This is a genomic window from Actinophytocola sp., from assembly GCF_036378875.1.
Classification (GTDB): Bacteria; Actinomycetota; Actinomycetes; order Mycobacteriales; family Pseudonocardiaceae; genus Actinophytocola.
Map to the genome: position 1 here is coordinate 33,676 of NZ_DASUVO010000168.1, position 15,160 is coordinate 48,835.

12 protein-coding genes are annotated in these 15,160 nt (G+C 69.5%); 11 read left to right on the forward strand and 1 reads right to left on the reverse strand.

The annotated features are described in order from the left end of the window. Positions 1–36: 36 nt before the first annotated feature. On the reverse strand, positions 37–1,320 hold the full coding sequence (locus tag VF106_RS46320; RefSeq protein WP_330846468.1) for a CitMHS family transporter: 1,284 nt from the start codon (positions 1,318–1,320) through the stop codon (positions 37–39). Between the two features lie 86 nt (positions 1,321–1,406). On the opposite strand from VF106_RS46320, the gene VF106_RS46325 reads away from it, so the two are divergent. From VF106_RS46325 to VF106_RS46375, 11 genes are all read left to right on the forward strand, one after another. After that, on the forward strand, positions 1,407–2,345 hold the full coding sequence (locus VF106_RS46325; RefSeq protein WP_330846469.1) for a LysR family transcriptional regulator: 939 nt from the start codon (positions 1,407–1,409) through the stop codon (positions 2,343–2,345). Positions 2,346–2,464: 119 nt separating this feature from the next. Beyond that, positions 2,465–4,507 (forward strand): molybdopterin oxidoreductase family protein, encoded by a 2,043-nt coding sequence (locus VF106_RS46330; RefSeq protein WP_330846470.1) that lies wholly within the window; start codon positions 2,465–2,467, stop codon positions 4,505–4,507. Continuing rightward, on the forward strand, positions 4,504–5,949 hold the full coding sequence (locus VF106_RS46335) for an FAD-dependent oxidoreductase (protein WP_330846471.1): 1,446 nt from the start codon (positions 4,504–4,506) through the stop codon (positions 5,947–5,949). Before VF106_RS46330 ends, VF106_RS46335 begins: the two co-directional genes overlap by 4 nt. Then, positions 5,946–7,481, forward strand: a complete 1,536-nt coding sequence (locus tag VF106_RS46340) for an MFS transporter (protein WP_330846472.1) — start codon at positions 5,946–5,948, stop codon at positions 7,479–7,481. The genes VF106_RS46335 and VF106_RS46340 overlap by 4 nt, the downstream gene beginning before the upstream one ends. A 4-nt stretch (positions 7,482–7,485) precedes the next feature. Beyond that, the gene (nirB, locus tag VF106_RS46345; protein ID WP_330846473.1) at positions 7,486–9,984 is read left to right on the forward strand and encodes a nitrite reductase large subunit NirB; all 2,499 of its coding nucleotides are present in this window, start codon (positions 7,486–7,488) and stop codon (positions 9,982–9,984) included. Further along, a complete protein-coding gene (nirD, locus tag VF106_RS46350; protein ID WP_330846474.1) occupies positions 9,981–10,319 on the forward strand; it encodes a nitrite reductase small subunit NirD in 339 nt (112 codons plus the stop codon). Before nirB ends, nirD begins: the two co-directional genes overlap by 4 nt. After that, entirely contained in the window at positions 10,316–11,446 is a 1,131-nt protein-coding gene (locus VF106_RS46355; protein WP_330846475.1) for a uroporphyrinogen-III synthase, read from the forward strand. Before nirD ends, VF106_RS46355 begins: the two co-directional genes overlap by 4 nt. Beyond that, positions 11,443–12,105 (forward strand): sirohydrochlorin chelatase, encoded by a 663-nt coding sequence (locus tag VF106_RS46360; RefSeq protein WP_330846476.1) that lies wholly within the window; start codon positions 11,443–11,445, stop codon positions 12,103–12,105. Before VF106_RS46355 ends, VF106_RS46360 begins: the two co-directional genes overlap by 4 nt. A 294-nt stretch (positions 12,106–12,399) precedes the next feature. Next, complete coding sequence (locus tag VF106_RS46365) at positions 12,400–13,623, forward strand: CDP-glycerol glycerophosphotransferase family protein (RefSeq protein WP_330846477.1); 1,224 nt, start codon at positions 12,400–12,402, stop codon at positions 13,621–13,623. After that, the gene (locus VF106_RS46370) at positions 13,620–14,327 is read left to right on the forward strand and encodes a phosphocholine cytidylyltransferase family protein (protein WP_330846478.1); all 708 of its coding nucleotides are present in this window, start codon (positions 13,620–13,622) and stop codon (positions 14,325–14,327) included. Before VF106_RS46365 ends, VF106_RS46370 begins: the two co-directional genes overlap by 4 nt. 44 nt (positions 14,328–14,371) lie before the next feature. Next, positions 14,372–15,142: a glycerophosphodiester phosphodiesterase gene (locus VF106_RS46375; protein ID WP_330846479.1), complete on the forward strand. Its 771-nt coding sequence runs from the start codon at positions 14,372–14,374 to the stop codon at positions 15,140–15,142. The last annotated feature ends 18 nt before the right edge of the window (positions 15,143–15,160 follow it).

The window sequence follows — 15,160 nt, forward strand, 5'->3', positions numbered from 1 at the left end:
CCTCCGTGCTCGTCAGTCCAGACGCCGGCGGCCCGCTCAGACCGAGATGGCGCCGGTCAGCAGTGCGACCACCGTCATCACGATGGTCGTGCCGAACGCCCACTTGAAGATGAACCGCTGATGCGCACCCAGGTCCACGCCGCTCATGCCGACGAGGATGAACGTGGACGCGGTCAGCGGGGACAGCGGGAAGCCGGTGGTCATCTGGCCCAGGATGGCGGCCGTGCCGACCTCGGCCGCGCTCCCACCGAACGCGGCAGACGTCTCCGCGAGCACCGGAAGCACCCCGAAGTAGTAGGCGTCCGGAGTGAACACAAGCGACAGTGGCATGCTCGTGACGGCGACGACGACGGGTAACGCGCCGCCCGCGCCGTCCGGGATCACGCCGACCAGCCAGCGAGCCATGGCCTCGATCATGCCTGCGCCACCGAGGATCCCGGTGAACACACCCGCCGCGAAGATCATCGTCGTGACGAGTACGACGTTGTTGCCGTGCCTGGCGAACAGTTCCTGCTGCTGCTCCCACGACGGCCGGTTCACGATCACCGCGACGACGAACGCCGCCACGAACACGACTTCCAGCGGGAAGAGCTGTGCCAACAGGACGCCGACCAGCGCGAGCGTCAGCACCACGTTGAACCAGAAGCGAAAACGGTCCCAACCCACGCGCGGTTCGGTCTCCGACACCACCTCGGACAGTTCGATCACGCCGAGCCGCGCGCGTTCCGACCGTCCAATGAGGAACGACGCGACCAGCACCCACACGATCCCGGCGCCCATCGCGGGGAGCGCCGGCACGAAGACGTCCGATGCGGACAGATCCAGCGCCGCCATGGCCCGCGCGGTCGGTCCGCCCCACGGGACCATGTTCATCACGCCGGCGCCGAGGCACACCACGCCCGCGAGCACCAGCCGACGCATGCCCAGGCGTTTGTAGATCGGCAGCAGCGCCGACACCGTGATCAGGAACGTCGACGCGCCGTCCCCGTCGAGCGCGACGAGCAGCGTCAGCACGGCCGTGCCGACGGTGATCTTCAGCGGGTCGCCCTTCGCCCACCGCAGCACCCGCGCGACGGCCGGGTCGAACAGGCCGACGTCGACCATCAGGCTGAAGTACAGCACCGCGAACGTGATCATGATCGCGACCGGCGCGACCTTGACCAGGCCGTCGCCGATCAGCGTGCCGAGCTGGCCGCCGAACCCGGTGACCAGCGCGACGAGGATCGGCAGCGCGGTCAGTGCGATCAACACGGAGACCCGGCGGGACAGGACGGCCACCAGGAACAGGGCAATGGTGACGAAGCCACTCGCGGCGAGCATCGTTGCCTCCTTACGGCGAGTGCTCCCCAAGATCCAGGGTGCTACCTATCGCAGACAAGCATCAATATTCGATAGATTGATGAACCATGCGCATGGACCTGACGATCCAGCAGCTCCGCGTGGTCCTCGCCGTCCACGACGCCGGCAGCTTCACCTCGGCCGCGGAGACGCTCATGCAGGCGCAGTCGTCGCTGTCCCGGACCGTGCTGGAGGTCGAGCGGCGGCTGGGCGTGGCCCTGTTCCAACGGACCACCCGCCGGCTGGAGCCGACCGCAGAAGGCCGGGAGTTCGTCCACATCGCCAGGAGCACGGTGGCCACGTTCGAGGCGAACCTGCGGCACTTCGCCGGCTTTCTCGACGGCCAGCGCGGCCGGGTGCGCGTGGCCACGCTGCCGTCGCTGGCCGCCATCCTGTTGCCGTCGATCGTCTCCGGCTATCAGCGCGCGCACCCGGAGGTCGAACTGTCCATCGAGGACGCGCTGGCCGACGAGGTCCTCACGCGGGTGCGTGCCGGACTGGTCGACTTCGCCGTGACCGTGGTCTCGGGTGAGCCCGTCGACGACCTGCATGTGACGCCTGTGGCCGCCGACCGGTTCTGCTGTGTCTTCCCACCCGGTCATCCGTTCGCGGCCAGCACGGAGGTGTCCTGGTCGGACCTCGCGCGGGAGGCGTTCATCGCGTTCGACCGGACCACCAGCATCCGCCAGCACCTCGACCGCGCCTTCGCCGAGTCCGGCTCGGTGCCGCGTATCGCCATCGAGGCACGCAACATCAGCGCGGTCGCCGGGCTCGTCGCCGCGGGACTCGGCGTCTCGGCGGTACCCGGACTTGTCCTGCCGCTGATACGATTCGCCGGCCTCGAGCACCGGCCGCTCGGAGATCCGCGCGTCGAGCGTAGGATCGCGGTCGTCCGGGTACCGGGGAGACCGATGTCACCCGCGGCCAGCGCGTTCAGCGCCGCGATCAGTGGCGCCAGCAGTTCATCTGGGCGTCTACCTCCCGAAACATCCTGGTCGCTCTCCTGATTCTCACCGCGTCCGCACCTGCGCTGCGCAGGCAATGTCGCATGCCTGAAACATTCGCCAACCTCCGCGTAACGAGGGCTCCTTAGCGTTCCTAGAAGCCAACTCGAGGAGGACAGCGGGTGACGATTACGGCGCCGTTAACTGGCACCATCGACACACACTGCCCATACTGTGCGCTTCAGTGCGGGATGCGGCTGGCGGGTAAAACCGTTGAGCCACGGGAGTTTCCCACCAACCGGGGTGGGCTGTGTCAGAAGGGGTGGACCTCTGCCGCCCTGCTCGACTCACCCGGTCGGCTCACCGAGCCACTGGTTCGTGTGGACGGAGAGTTACGACCGGCCACGTGGGATCGCGCACTCGACCTGATCGCTAACCAGCTCATCGAGATCCAGGCCACACATGGCCGCGACGCCGTCGCCGTGTTCGGCGGCGGTGGTCTGACCAACGAGAAGTCCTATCTCCTTGGCAAGTTCGCGCGGGTCGCCCTTGGCACGTCCCGGATCGACTACAACGGACGCTTCTGTATGTCCTCGGCCGCGGCGGCCGGGATGAAGGCGTTCGGTATGGACCGTGGTCTGCCCTTTCCAGTCGAGGACCTCCAGCAGGCGGACACGGTTCTGCTCGTCGGTGGGAACCCGGCGGAGACGATGCCGCCGTTCATCCAGCACCTCAAGAGCGCCGAGCTGATCGTCGTCGACCCGCGCCGGTCGGCCACCGCGGAACAGGCCGTTCTGCACCTCCAGCCCGCGCCGGGCACGGATCTGGCGCTGGCGCTTGGGATCTTGCACGCCGTCGTCGCGGACGGCCACCTGCGCCACGACTATCTGGCCGACCGGACCACGGGGTTCGACGAGGTCTGGCGGATCGCGGCGACCTGGTGGCCGGAGCGCGTCGAGCGTGTCACGGGGGTGGCGGCGGCCGACCAGCGCGCGGCCGCCGCCATGCTCGCGACGGCGACCAACGCCTATGTGCTGACGGCGCGGGGGACCGAGCAGCACGCCCGCGGCGCGGACATGGTCAGCGCGTGGATCAACCTCGCGCTGGCGCTGGGACTTCCCGGCCGCGCGGGCTCCGGCTTCGGGTGCCTGACCGGGCAGGGCAACGGGCAGGGTGGCCGTGAGCACGGCCAGAAGGCCGACCAGCTGCCCGGCTACCGCAAGCTCGACGACCCGGCGGCCCGGGCGCACGTCGCCGCGGTGTGGGGCGTCGACCCGGACTCGCTGCCGGCGCCCGGGGTCTCGGCCTACGAGCTGCTGGACGAGGGGCCGCGTGGGCTGCTCGTGTTCGGCAGCAACGTGGTCGTCTCCGCACCGCACGCGGGCCGGGTCGAAGACAAGCTGTCCGCTGTGGACTTCCTGGTCGTCGCGGACGTGGTGATGTCCGAGACCGCCGCGATGGCCGACGTCGTGCTCCCGGTCACGCAGTGGGCCGAGGAGGACGGCACGCTCACCAACCTCGAGGGCCGGATCCTGTTGCGGCGCAAGGCGGTGCGGCCGCCGGCCAACGTCAGGACCGACCTCGAGGTGCTGCATGGCCTCGCCCAGCGTCTCGGCCAGCCCGCCGACCGCTTCCCGGTCGACGCCGAGGAGGTGTTCGAGGAGCTGCGACGCGCGTCCGCCGGCGGGATCGCCGACTACTCCGGCGTGACCTACGCGCGGCTGCGCGAGGGTGAGGCACTGCACTGGCCGGTGCCCGCCACGGACCACCCCGGCACACCCCGTGCCTTCCTCGACCGGTTCGCCCACGCGGACGGACTGGCGCGGTTCGTGCCGGTCGACCACAGTGGACCGGCCGAGCCACCCGACGAGGAGTTTCCGTTGCAGGCCACCACGGGTCGGGTCCTGCAGCACTACCAGTCCGGTGCGCAGACCCGCCTCGTGCCCGAGCTGATGAAGGCCGTGCCGGAGATGTACGTCGAGGTGCATCCCGACACGGCCGCCCGAGCCGGGCTCGAGAACGGCGACCTCGCCGACGTCGTGTCCCGGCGCGGCCGGGTCCGCGCACGGGTTCGTTGCGTGGCGTCGATCCGCGTCGACCTGGTGTTCCTTCCGTTCCATTTCCCGGGCGAGGGCAGGGCGAACCTGCTGACGAACCCGGAGTTGGACCCGACCAGCCGCATGCCCGAGTTCAAGGTTTGTGCCGTCCGGTTGGAGGCAGCGTGACTCGCAAGATCGTCATCGTCGGGTACGGCATGGCCGGTTCCCGGCTCGCCGAGGAGATCCGCAGGCGGGACACCGACAACGTCTCCGTCACCGTCATCGGCGCGGAGCCACACCCCGCCTACAACCGGATCCTGCTGTCCAGTGTGGTCGGTGGCGGGATGACGCCGCAGATGGTGCGCCTGCACGGCGACGACTGGGCCGAGAAGCACGACGTCGACCTGCGCCTCGGCACCACGGTCGACGGTATCGACCGCGCGGCGCGGACGGTGACGCTCACCGACGGCTCCACAGTGGACTACGACGCGCTCGTGCTCGCCACCGGCAGCCGGCCGTGGCTCCCACCGACCGAGGGACTCCTCAACGACGGTGTCCTGGCGCCGGGCGCGGTCGCGTTCCGCACGCTGGACGACTGCGAGCAGATCGTGGCCGCCTCGAAGCCCGGCGCGCCGGTCGCCGTCGTGGGTGGCGGACTGCTCGGGCTCGAGGCCGCGCGTGGTCTGGCCAGCCGGGGCAACCTCGTCACGGTCGTGCACCCGGTTGGCCATCTGATGGAACGCCAGCTCGACGCCGGCGCCGGTCGGGTGCTCGCGGCCACGCTCGCGACACTGGGCATCGAGGTTCGCCTTGGTGTCAAGGCCGCCCGGTACCTGCCGGGCGACGGTCTCAAGCTCGACGACGGCAGCCACGTGCCGGCCGACCTCGTCGTGGTGTCGGCAGGAGTGATCCCCGAGACGACGCTCGCCAAGGACGCCGGGTTGACCGTCGAGCGCGGCATCGTCGTCGACGACGCCCTGCGCACCAGCGACTTCCGCGTCCACGCGATCGGCGACTGCGCGCAGCATCCCGGCACCATCTCGGGGCTCGTGCAGCCGGCGTGGGAGCAGGCCGCCGTGCTCGCGGACCTGCTGACCGGCGCACAGCCGGCCTCCCGCTACCGCGGCACGCCGGTCGTGACCCGGTTGAAGGCAAAAGATGTCGATCTCGCCGCGCTCGGCGACGTCCACGCCGAAGTGGACTCCTCGGACGCGGAAGTGTTGTGCCTGACCGATCCCACCCGCGGCAGGTACGCGAAGCTCGTCCTGCGGGACGACCGGGTGGCCGGCGCGATCGTGATCGGCGCTCCTGACGCCGCTGCCACGATCACGCAGCTGTACGACCGGGGGATCCCCGCTCCGTCGGACCGCATCGCCCTGCTGCTCGGCCGCGCGCTCCCACCGGGCGCGTCTGTCGCACACAGCCCAGCAGATCTCCCCGCGGCTACAACGGTGTGCCGCTGTAACACCGTCAGCAAGAGCCAGCTGGTGAAGGCATGGCGCGGTGGCGCGAGAGGCGTTTCGGGCCTCGCCACGGCGACAAGGGCCACCACAGGCTGTGGCGGCTGCCGCGACACCGTGTCCGCGATCGCCGACTGGCTCGCCAGTTCCGAGGAGACCACCCCATGACCGCCACGACCGAACCCACGATCGACACCCCGAAAGCCCCTGCCCGCCAAGGCGGGCGCTGGATCGACGACTGGAACCCCGACGACGAGCAGTTCTGGGAGAGCACCGGCAAGAAGATCGCCAGGAAGAACCTGATCTTCTCGATCTTCGCCGAACACCTCGGCTTCGCCATCTGGGTGCTCTGGTCGGTTGTCGTGATCAACCTGGCCAACGCCGGGATTCCCATGACGCTGCCGGAGATGTTCTGGCTGACGGCCGTGCCGAACCTGGTCGGCTCCGCGCTGCGCATCCCGTACACGTTCGCGGTGCCGAAGTTCGGCGGTCGCATGTGGACGATGATCAGCGCGAGCCTGCTGCTGATCCCGTCGCTGCTGCTGGCCGTGGTCGTGCCAAGTGGGTGGCTCGCCGGCCAGTCGCACGGCACCCAGTTCTGGGTGCTGCTGATCTGCGCGGCGACCGCGGGTGTCGGTGGCGGGAACTTCTCCTCGTCGATGGCCAACATCTCCTTCTTCTACCCGGAGCGGAAGAAGGGCCTTGCGCTGGGTCTGAACGCCGCGGGAGGCAACCTCGGTGTGGCCGTCGTGCAGCTGGTGGTGCCCCTCGTGGTGATCATCGGTGTCCCGACGGCGGCGGCGAAGCTGCCGCAGCACGAGGTGCACCTCGCATACGCCGGCCTGGTCTGGATCCCGTTCGTGGTGGTCGCCGGGCTGTGCGCGTGGTTCTTCATGGACAGCCTCACCCAGGCCAAGGCCGACACGAAGTCCTACAGCACGGCTCTGCGCCATGGGCAGACCTGGATCATGTCGATCCTCTACATCGGCACGTTCGGCTCGTTCATCGGCTACTCGTTCGCGCTGCCACTCGTCATCAAGACCACCTTCCCGGAGTTCCTGGCCGCCAACCCGTTCATCGCCACCTACCTCGCCGGCCTCGGCTTCCTCGGTGCGCTGATCGGCTCGGTGGCCCGCCCGTTCGGCGGGTGGCTGTCCGACCGGATCGGTGGCGCGAAGGTGACGCTCGCCTGCTTCGTCGGCATGGGCGTGTTCACCCTGCTCGCGATCGTCGGCGTGAACTCGCACAGCTTCCTGGTGTTCTTCGGCTCCTACATGGTGATCTTCATGCTTTCCGGTGCCGCCAACGGCTCCACCTACCGGATGATCCCGGTCATCTTCGGTGAGCTGGGCCGCAAGGAGGCCGCCGAGAAGGGACTCGACGCGGCGGAGACCGCGCTCTCGTTCAAGCGGCAGTCGGCCGCGGTGATCGGTATCGCCGGCGCGATCGGCGCCTTCGGCGGCTTCCTGATCCAGCTGATCTTCCGGCAGGCCAGCCTCGGCGTCACGGCCAAGGTGGCCGCCGCGGACACCCTGGCGGAGAAGCAGGCCGTCGCCTTGGCCAACAACGACTGGTCGACCTCAGCGCTGTGGGTCTTCCTCGCCGCCTATGTCGTGTTCGGATTCATGACCTGGTTCTACTACCTGCGCCGGAGCTTCGCGGTCGCTCGCGTTCCGAGCCTGGCGCACGCGGGGGTGTGACTGTATGTCGAGAACACTCGTAGTTGCTGGTAACGGTCCTGTCGGGCACCGGCTCGTGGAAGCCCTGCGGGACAAGGACGTCATCGGCGAGTGGCGAATCGAGGTGTTCGCCGAGGAGTCCCGTCCCGCTTACGACCGGGTGGCGCTCACGTCCTACGTGGACACGTGGGATCCCATGGCACTGCAGCTCGACGGCGCCACCTACGAGGGCGATGACCTGGTCACCCTGCACCTGGGTGACCCGGTCGTCGCGATCGACCGCACCGCGCGGAAGGTGCACACGGGCAGCGGGTCCACAGTGGAGTACGACGCGCTCGTGCTCGCCACCGGCTCGTACCCGTTCGTGCCACCGGTGCCCGGCCACGACCTGCCTGGCTGCCATGTGTACCGGACCATCGAGGATCTGGACGCGATCCGGGCCGACGCCGAGAAGGCGGTGCGTGGTCGCCGCTCGGCGCTCGTGGTCGGCGGCGGGCTGCTCGGGCTGGAGGCCGCGAAGGCGTTGCGGGACATGGGACTCTCGCCGCACGTCGTCGAGCTGGCGCCGCGGCTCATGCCGCTGCAGGTCGACGACGGTGGCGGCGGGCTGCTGCGCCAGCTGATCGAGAAGCTGGACGTGACCGTGCATCCCGGCACCGGCACGCAGTCCATCGAGTCCGACCGCGGCCGGCTGCTCGCGAAGCTCGGCAACGGCACCGAGCTGGACGTCGACCTCGTGGTGTTCTCGGCCGGTGTCCGGCCCCGCGACCAGCTGGCACGCGAGTCCGGGCTGGCGGTCGGGGAGCGCGGCGGCATCGCCGTCGGCCCGGACTGCCTCACGAGCGACCCGGACATCTACGCGATCGGCGAGTGCGCCTGCGTGAACGGCATGGTGTACGGGCTGGTCGCGCCGGGCAACGCGATGGCCGAGGTGGTCGCCGACCGGCTCCTCGGTGGACAGTCGACGTTCGAGAGCGGTGACCTGTCGACCAAGCTCAAGCTGCTCGGCGTGGACGTGGCGAGCTTCGGCGACGCGCACGCGAAGACCGAGGGCGCACTCGAGGTCGTGTTCAACGACGCGGTCGCCGGCACCTACAAGAAGCTCGTGGTGTCCGACGACGCGAAGACGCTGCTCGGCGGTGTCCTCGTCGGCGACGCGGCCCAGTACCCGCTGCTGCGCCCGCTCGTCGGCCGGGACCTCCCTGGCGACCCGGCCGCCATGATCGCTCCGAGCGGTGGCGTCGCGGTCGGTGTCGGCGCGCTGCCGGACGAGGCGCAGGTCTGCTCATGCAACGCGGTCACGAAGGGCGCGATCAACGGCGCGATCACCGAGGGCTGCACCGACGTGGCGTCGCTCAAGACGTGCACCAAGGCGGGCACGACGTGCGGCTCGTGCATCCCGATGCTCAAGCAGCTGCTGTCGGCGGCCGGCGTCGAGCAGTCGAACGCGCTCTGTGAGCACTTCCCGCAGAAGCGCTCCGACCTGTTCGAGATCGTGCGCTCGACCGGGATCCACACGTTCAGCGAGCTGATCAGCCGGTACGGCACCGGCCGGGGCTGTGACATCTGCAAGCCCGCGGTCGCGTCGATGCTGGCTTCGCTGGGTAACGGGCACATCCTCGAGGGTGAGCAGGCCACCCTGCAGGACACCAACGACCACTTCCTCGCGAACATGCAGCGCAACGGCACCTACTCGGTGGTGCCGCGCATCCCCGGCGGCGAGATCACCCCGGAGAAGCTGATCGTGATCGGGCGGGTCGCGCAGGACTTCGGCCTGTACACCAAGATCACCGGCGGGCAGCGGATCGACCTGTTCGGCGCGACCGTCGACCAGCTGCCGCTGATCTGGAAGCGGCTCGTGGACGCCGGCTTCGAGTCCGGCCACGCCTACGGCAAGGCACTACGCACCGTCAAGTCCTGTGTCGGTGACACCTGGTGCCGGTACGGGGTTCAGGACTCGGTGCGTCTCGCCATCGAGCTGGAGCTGCGTTACCGTGGGTTGCGAGCGCCGCACAAACTCAAGTCGGCGGTGTCGGGCTGTGCCCGGGAGTGCGCTGAAGCACGCAGCAAGGACTTCGGGGTCATCGCAACGGAGCATGGCTGGAACCTGTACGTCGGAGGCAACGGCGGGTTCAAACCTCGACATGCGGATCTGTTCGTGTCCGACGTGGACACCGAGACACTGTTCCGCGTCATCGACCGGTTCCTGATGTTCTACGTGCGCACCGCCGACCGGTTGCAGCGCACGGCAGCGTGGATCGAGTCACTCGACGGCGGCATCGAGCACCTGCGGGAGGTGATCGTGGACGACAAGTTGGGCATCTGTGAGGATCTGGACGCGGCGATGGCCAAGCACGTGGAGTCCTACTCGGACGAGTGGGCCGGCGTGCTGAACGACCCCGCCAAGCTGGCCCGGTTCCGGTCGTTCGTCAACGCGCCGGGCACCCCGGACCCGACGATCTCGTTCCGCGAGGAGCGCGGTCAGCCGGTTCCGCTCGGCATGCCGGTGGCGGTGAGCCGGTGACCGCGCTGGAAGTCTGGACGCCCGTGTGCACGGTCGCCGACCTCATCCCCAACCGGGGCGCCGCGGCGCTGCTGGATGGCGACGAGCAGGTGGCGATCTTCCGCACGTCGGAGGACGAGATCCACGCCATCTCGAACGTCGACCCGTTCAGCGGGGCGGCGGTGCTGTCCCGGGGCATCGTCGGTGACCTCGGCGGCGTGCCGGTGGTGGCGTCCCCCATGCACAAACAGCACTTCGACCTGCTCACCGGAGCGTGCGTCGACGACCCGACCGTCACGGTGACCGTGTACCCGGTGCGGGTCGAGGACGGCACGATCCTGGTCGGCCGGCCGTGACAGCCCCGAGTACCGAGCCGCTGGCCGGCTACACGGTGGGCGTGACCGCGGCCCGGCGCGCGGACGAGCTCGGCGCGCTGCTGGAGCGGCGCGGCGCGTCCGTCCAGTACGGGCCGGCGATCCGGATCATCCCGCTGACCGACGACACGGTGCTGCTGCGCCAGACCAAGGCGTTGATCGACACCCCCGCCGACGTCGTGGTCGCCACGACCGGCATCGGCTTCCGCGGCTGGATCGAGGCCGCCGAGGGCTGGGGACTCGGGGACCACCTGCTGACCGCGCTGAACAAGGCGACCATGCTGACCCGCGGCCCGAAGGCGAAGGGCGCGGTGCGGGCGGCCGGGCTCGTGGAGGCCTGGTCCCCGGCGTCGGAGGCCAGCGCTGAACTGCTCGAACACCTGCTGGAGACAGGGGTGACCGGCAAGCGCATCGCCGTGCAGCTGCACGGCGAGCCACTGCTGGACTTCGTCGAGACGCTGCGGGCCGCCGGCGCAGAGGTCGTCGAGGTGCCGGTGTACCGGTGGACCGGGCCCGCGGACCCGGCGCCGCTGAACCGCCTGCTCGACGCGTTGCTGGCGGGCCAGCTGGACGCGCTGACGTTCACGAGCGCCCCGGCGGCGGCGTCCGTGTTGCGCACGGCTGAGGCGTCCGGGCGTCTCAACGAGGTGCTGGACGCCCTGCGGTACCAGGTGTTGGTGGTGTGTGTCGGCCCGATCACGGCCCGTCCGCTCGTGCCGGTCGGGGTGCCGGTGATCCAGCCGGCACGGGCCAGGATCGGCGCGCTGGTGCGAGAGCTGGCGGTGGCGCTGCCGGCCCGCGCGACCCGCGTGCACGCGAGTGGCCGGACGCTGGAGCTACGCGGCCAGGCGGTACTGGTCGACGACGAGCTGCGCCCGGTGCCACCGGCCCCGATGGCCGTCCTGCGGGCGTTGGCCACGGACCCGGGCCGGGTGCTGTCCCGCCGGGTGCTGGCGGGTGTGCTGCGGAAACACTCCGGCCGAGAGGACACAGTGGACGTTCATGCGGTGGAGACCGCGGTGGGCCGCCTTCGCGCGGCGCTGGGGGTGCCCGGCCTGGTGACCACGGTCGTGAAGCGCGGCTACTGCCTGACGGTGGACGAATCGTGAAGCCTGCCCTCGTCCTCGTCGCGCACGGCACACGTGACCCCGCCGGCGCCGACACCGTCGAAGCGCTCGCCGACCTGGTGCGGGAGTGGGTGCCCGACGTCCGGGTCGCCTACGCCGACGTGCACCAACCCGACGTGACGACCGTGCTCCGCGAGTGTGACGGGCCCGCCGTCGTGGTGCCCGCCTTCCTCGCCGCCGGCTACCACGTCCAGATCGACATCCCTGAGCAGATCCGGGCCGCCGGCACGCCGGCCGTGCTCACCCCACACCTCGGCGCCGACCTCGTCCCGGTCGCCCGCCAACGCCTGCTCGAAGCCGGCTGGCGCCCCGGCCAGCCGGTCGTGCTCGCCGCCTCGGGGTCGAGCGACCCGCACGCACGCGAGGAGGTCCGCGCCGCGGCCCGCCGACTCGGCACCGACCGCGTCGGCTTCGTCGCGACCAGCCAACCCGCGCTCGACGACGTGCTCACGAAGGACACCGCCGTCGCCAGCTGGTTCCTCGCGCCCGGCCTCTTCCACCGGCGTGCCATGGACAGCGGCGCGCGTGTCGTCGCCGCCCCGCTCGGCGTCCACCCCGCCATCGCCAGGCTGATCGTCCTCCGCTACACCTCGGTCCGCAGGCAGTGGGGCTTCACCGCACCGTCGCAGATGAGCGCATGAGGTCTCCCGCGGTGCGATGAAGGACGGGCCCGCACTGTCCTATTAGGTGCGTCGGTGACGTCGCACGTCTCGATGACGCCGTTCAAGGCATGGCTGTCGTCCCGAAGTTCGGCGTCCCGACGTGCGGTCTGACCACGTCGAGGCGTGGCGGCGAGCGGGGGACCCACGCAACGGTTCGTGAACAATGGGTTTCATGGGCTGGTCAGGGACTTGGCCAAAGGGTGTCTCAACAGCGATGATGTGGGCGGCCGTACCCATCTCGGCCACCCCATCGCTTTCGCACCTACTGGAGTCATGCCTGTGGGCTTGTTCGGCATCCGCAAAAAGAAGGAGACCGGTGATGTCCGTCGTCTCCTTGACACCCCCAAGGGCCCCCTGCCTGCCGGCTACGAGCCGGGCACGCCTGTCCCCGGGACTGTCGCCGTCTATTTCGCCGATGACCCGCGGAAGCTGTACCAGCTGAAACAGTGGCTCCCGGTGCTGGAGCGGCTTGATCGTGAGCATCCGGTCACGATCATCACCCGGAACCGGAAGACCTACGCGGAGCTGGTGGAGTCGACGCACCTGCACACGGTCTGCGCGCCCGCCTTCCCCGATCTCGTGCAGCTCTACGAGTCCAGTGACTTCAAGGTCGCCGTGTACGTGAACAACTCCGTGCACAACTTCCACTCGCTCATGCAGCGCCAGATGCTCCACGTGCACGTCAACCACGGGGAGAGCGACAAGATCTGCATGGTCTCCAACCAGGTCAAGGCGTACGACCGGGTGTTCATCGCCGGTGAGGCCGCGCGCCGGCGGCACCGCGCGGCGCTCATGGAGTTCGACGAGGCCAAGCTCGTGCCGGTCGGCAGGCCCCAGCTCGACCTTCGGCCCGCCCCCGTCCTGGCGCCCAGTACACAGAGGACGGTCCTCTACGCGCCGACCTGGGAAGGGGAGAACGCCTCGAACAACTACACGTCCGTCGACGTGTTCGGGCTGGCCATCGTGGAGAAGGCGCTGGCCGTGCCGAACGTTCGGGTCGTCTACAAGCCGCACCCGAGGGTCGCGGTGAGCCCGTTGCCGGCCATCGCCTCGGCGCACCGGGAGATCGTCCGGCGGCTCTCCCGCGGCGAGGGGCACGTCGTCCAGGAGCAGGGGGACATCCTCGCCGTGTTCCCCGCGTGTGACCTGATGATCACCGACGTCTCGTCGGTCGGTCTCGACTTCCTCTACCTGCGTCCGCATCAGCCGATGTTCATCGCAGACCGTTACGCCGACCGGGAGCGCCTGCACACCGACGCCCCGATCAGCCGCTGCGCCGACGTGATCGACACGGTCACGATCGAGACGCTCACCGAGACGCTCACCGCCCGCCTCGACCACGACGAGTACCTCCAGGCCCGCGCCGCCGTGCGTGAGCTGTACTTCGGCGACCTCGCACCGGGGGAGAGCACGGCCCGTTTTCTCGCCGCGATCAACGACGCGGTGCGTTCCCGGGACGCCCATTTGTCCGTTTCTCCCGTGGAGGTGCCCGCATGAACGTCGTGATCCTGGCCGCTGGGATGGGCACCCGCCTGGGCATGCCCCATCCCAAGCCGCTGACCCCGTTGGCCGACGGCCGCAGCATCATGCGCCAGCAGTTGGACAACCTCAGCACTGGTCTGACCGACCCCGCCGTGACCATCGTCGTCGGCTTCCACGCCGAGGAGGTCATGCGGCACGCGCCGGAGGCCCGGTTCGTCTACAACGAGCGCTACGAGCACACGAACACCTCAAAGAGCCTGCTCAAGGCGTTGCGGCTGGTGCCGCCTGGCGGTGTGCTGTGGCTCAACGGCGATGTCGTGTTCGACCCGAAGCTGCTGGACCGGGTGGCTTCGGCCGTCGCCGAGGACCGCAGCTTCGTGTGTGTCAACACGGAAGCGTGCGGTGAAGAAGAAGTGAAGTACACCGCGTCCTCCGACGGACTCATCGAAAAGCTGTCAAAATCAGTTGTAGGCGGCTTCGGTGAGGCCGTCGGCATCAACTACATCGCGTCGGCCGACAGGGCGACGCTGGTCGAGCACCTGGAGGGCTGCACCGACACCGACTACTTCGAGCGCGGCATCGAGTCCGCGATCGAGACGGCCGGCATGCCGGTGCTGGCGCTGTCCATCTCCGAGTTCTTCGTCGTGGAGGTGGACTTCGCCGGAGACCTCGAACGTGCCAATGTGGAGGTGGGCAGGACCGTCACCTCGGCCGCCTGAGCTGTCGGCAGGCGCGTCGATGACGGCGCGCTATGAACGGCAGAGTGTTTGGCCCAGGACCCGCGCTCCTGGGGCATCGTGGCCTTGGTCGAGGGACCGTCGCCGGTATCTACGAGAACACGCTCGAGTCGTTTCTCGCCGCTGCCGCGCTCGGCATCGACTGGGTGGAGGTGGACGTCCGGCGCACGTCGGACGACCGCCTGGTCGTCGCGCACAACCCGGCGAACTCGGACGGGGTGTTCTACGCGGACATCACGGGTACCGAGGCCACCGGTGACGGGGCGCTGGACCTCGCTTCGCTGTTGGAGGCGCTGCCCACCGGGGTGGGCGTCGACTTCGACGTGAAGACCTCGATGGAGGACGCGGTCCGCGGCCGCGCCGAGACGACCATGGCCAAGCTGGCCGGCGTCGCACGCCGCGAGGCACGCCGGCGGCCGACGCTGATCAGCTCGTTCGACGCGGGGGCGCTGGACATCGCCAAGGAGTTGGCGCCCGCCGTGCCCCGAGCGCTGCTGACGTGGGTCGAGTTCCCGATCGGTCAGGCCGTCGCCATGGCCGGGCACCTGGACGTCCAGGTGCTCGCCCCGCACTGGGGGTCGCTGCGGCCGAACGAACGCGAGCCGGTCGAGCTGCACCGGCCGCTGGAGTACGTGGTCGACACCGTGCACGCGAGCGGCCGGGAGTTCCTGGCCTGGTGCCCCACGGTGAAGTTCGCCCAGGAGCTGCTCGACGTCGGCGTGGACGCCCTGTGCGTCAACAACGTGCCGAAGGTGCTCAAGGCGTTGAGCAAGGAGCTGGTGACAGCGGTGATGTGAGTGGGGGGCGAGGATGCT

Bases quoted from the DNA above. Each gene is read 5' to 3' on its own strand.
- VF106_RS46320 (WP_330846468.1), bottom strand. From the start codon at position 1,320: ATGCTCGCCGCGAGTGGCTTCGTCACCATTGCCCTGTTCCTGGTGGCC.
- VF106_RS46325 (WP_330846469.1), top strand. From the start codon at position 1,407: ATGCGCATGGACCTGACGATCCAGCAGCTCCGCGTGGTCCTCGCCGTC.
- VF106_RS46340 (WP_330846472.1), top strand. From the start codon at position 5,946: ATGACCGCCACGACCGAACCCACGATCGACACCCCGAAAGCCCCTGCC.
- nirB (WP_330846473.1), top strand. From the start codon at position 7,486: ATGTCGAGAACACTCGTAGTTGCTGGTAACGGTCCTGTCGGGCACCGG.
- VF106_RS46365 (WP_330846477.1), top strand. From the start codon at position 12,400: ATGCCTGTGGGCTTGTTCGGCATCCGCAAAAAGAAGGAGACCGGTGAT.
- VF106_RS46370 (WP_330846478.1), top strand. From the start codon at position 13,620: ATGAACGTCGTGATCCTGGCCGCTGGGATGGGCACCCGCCTGGGCATG.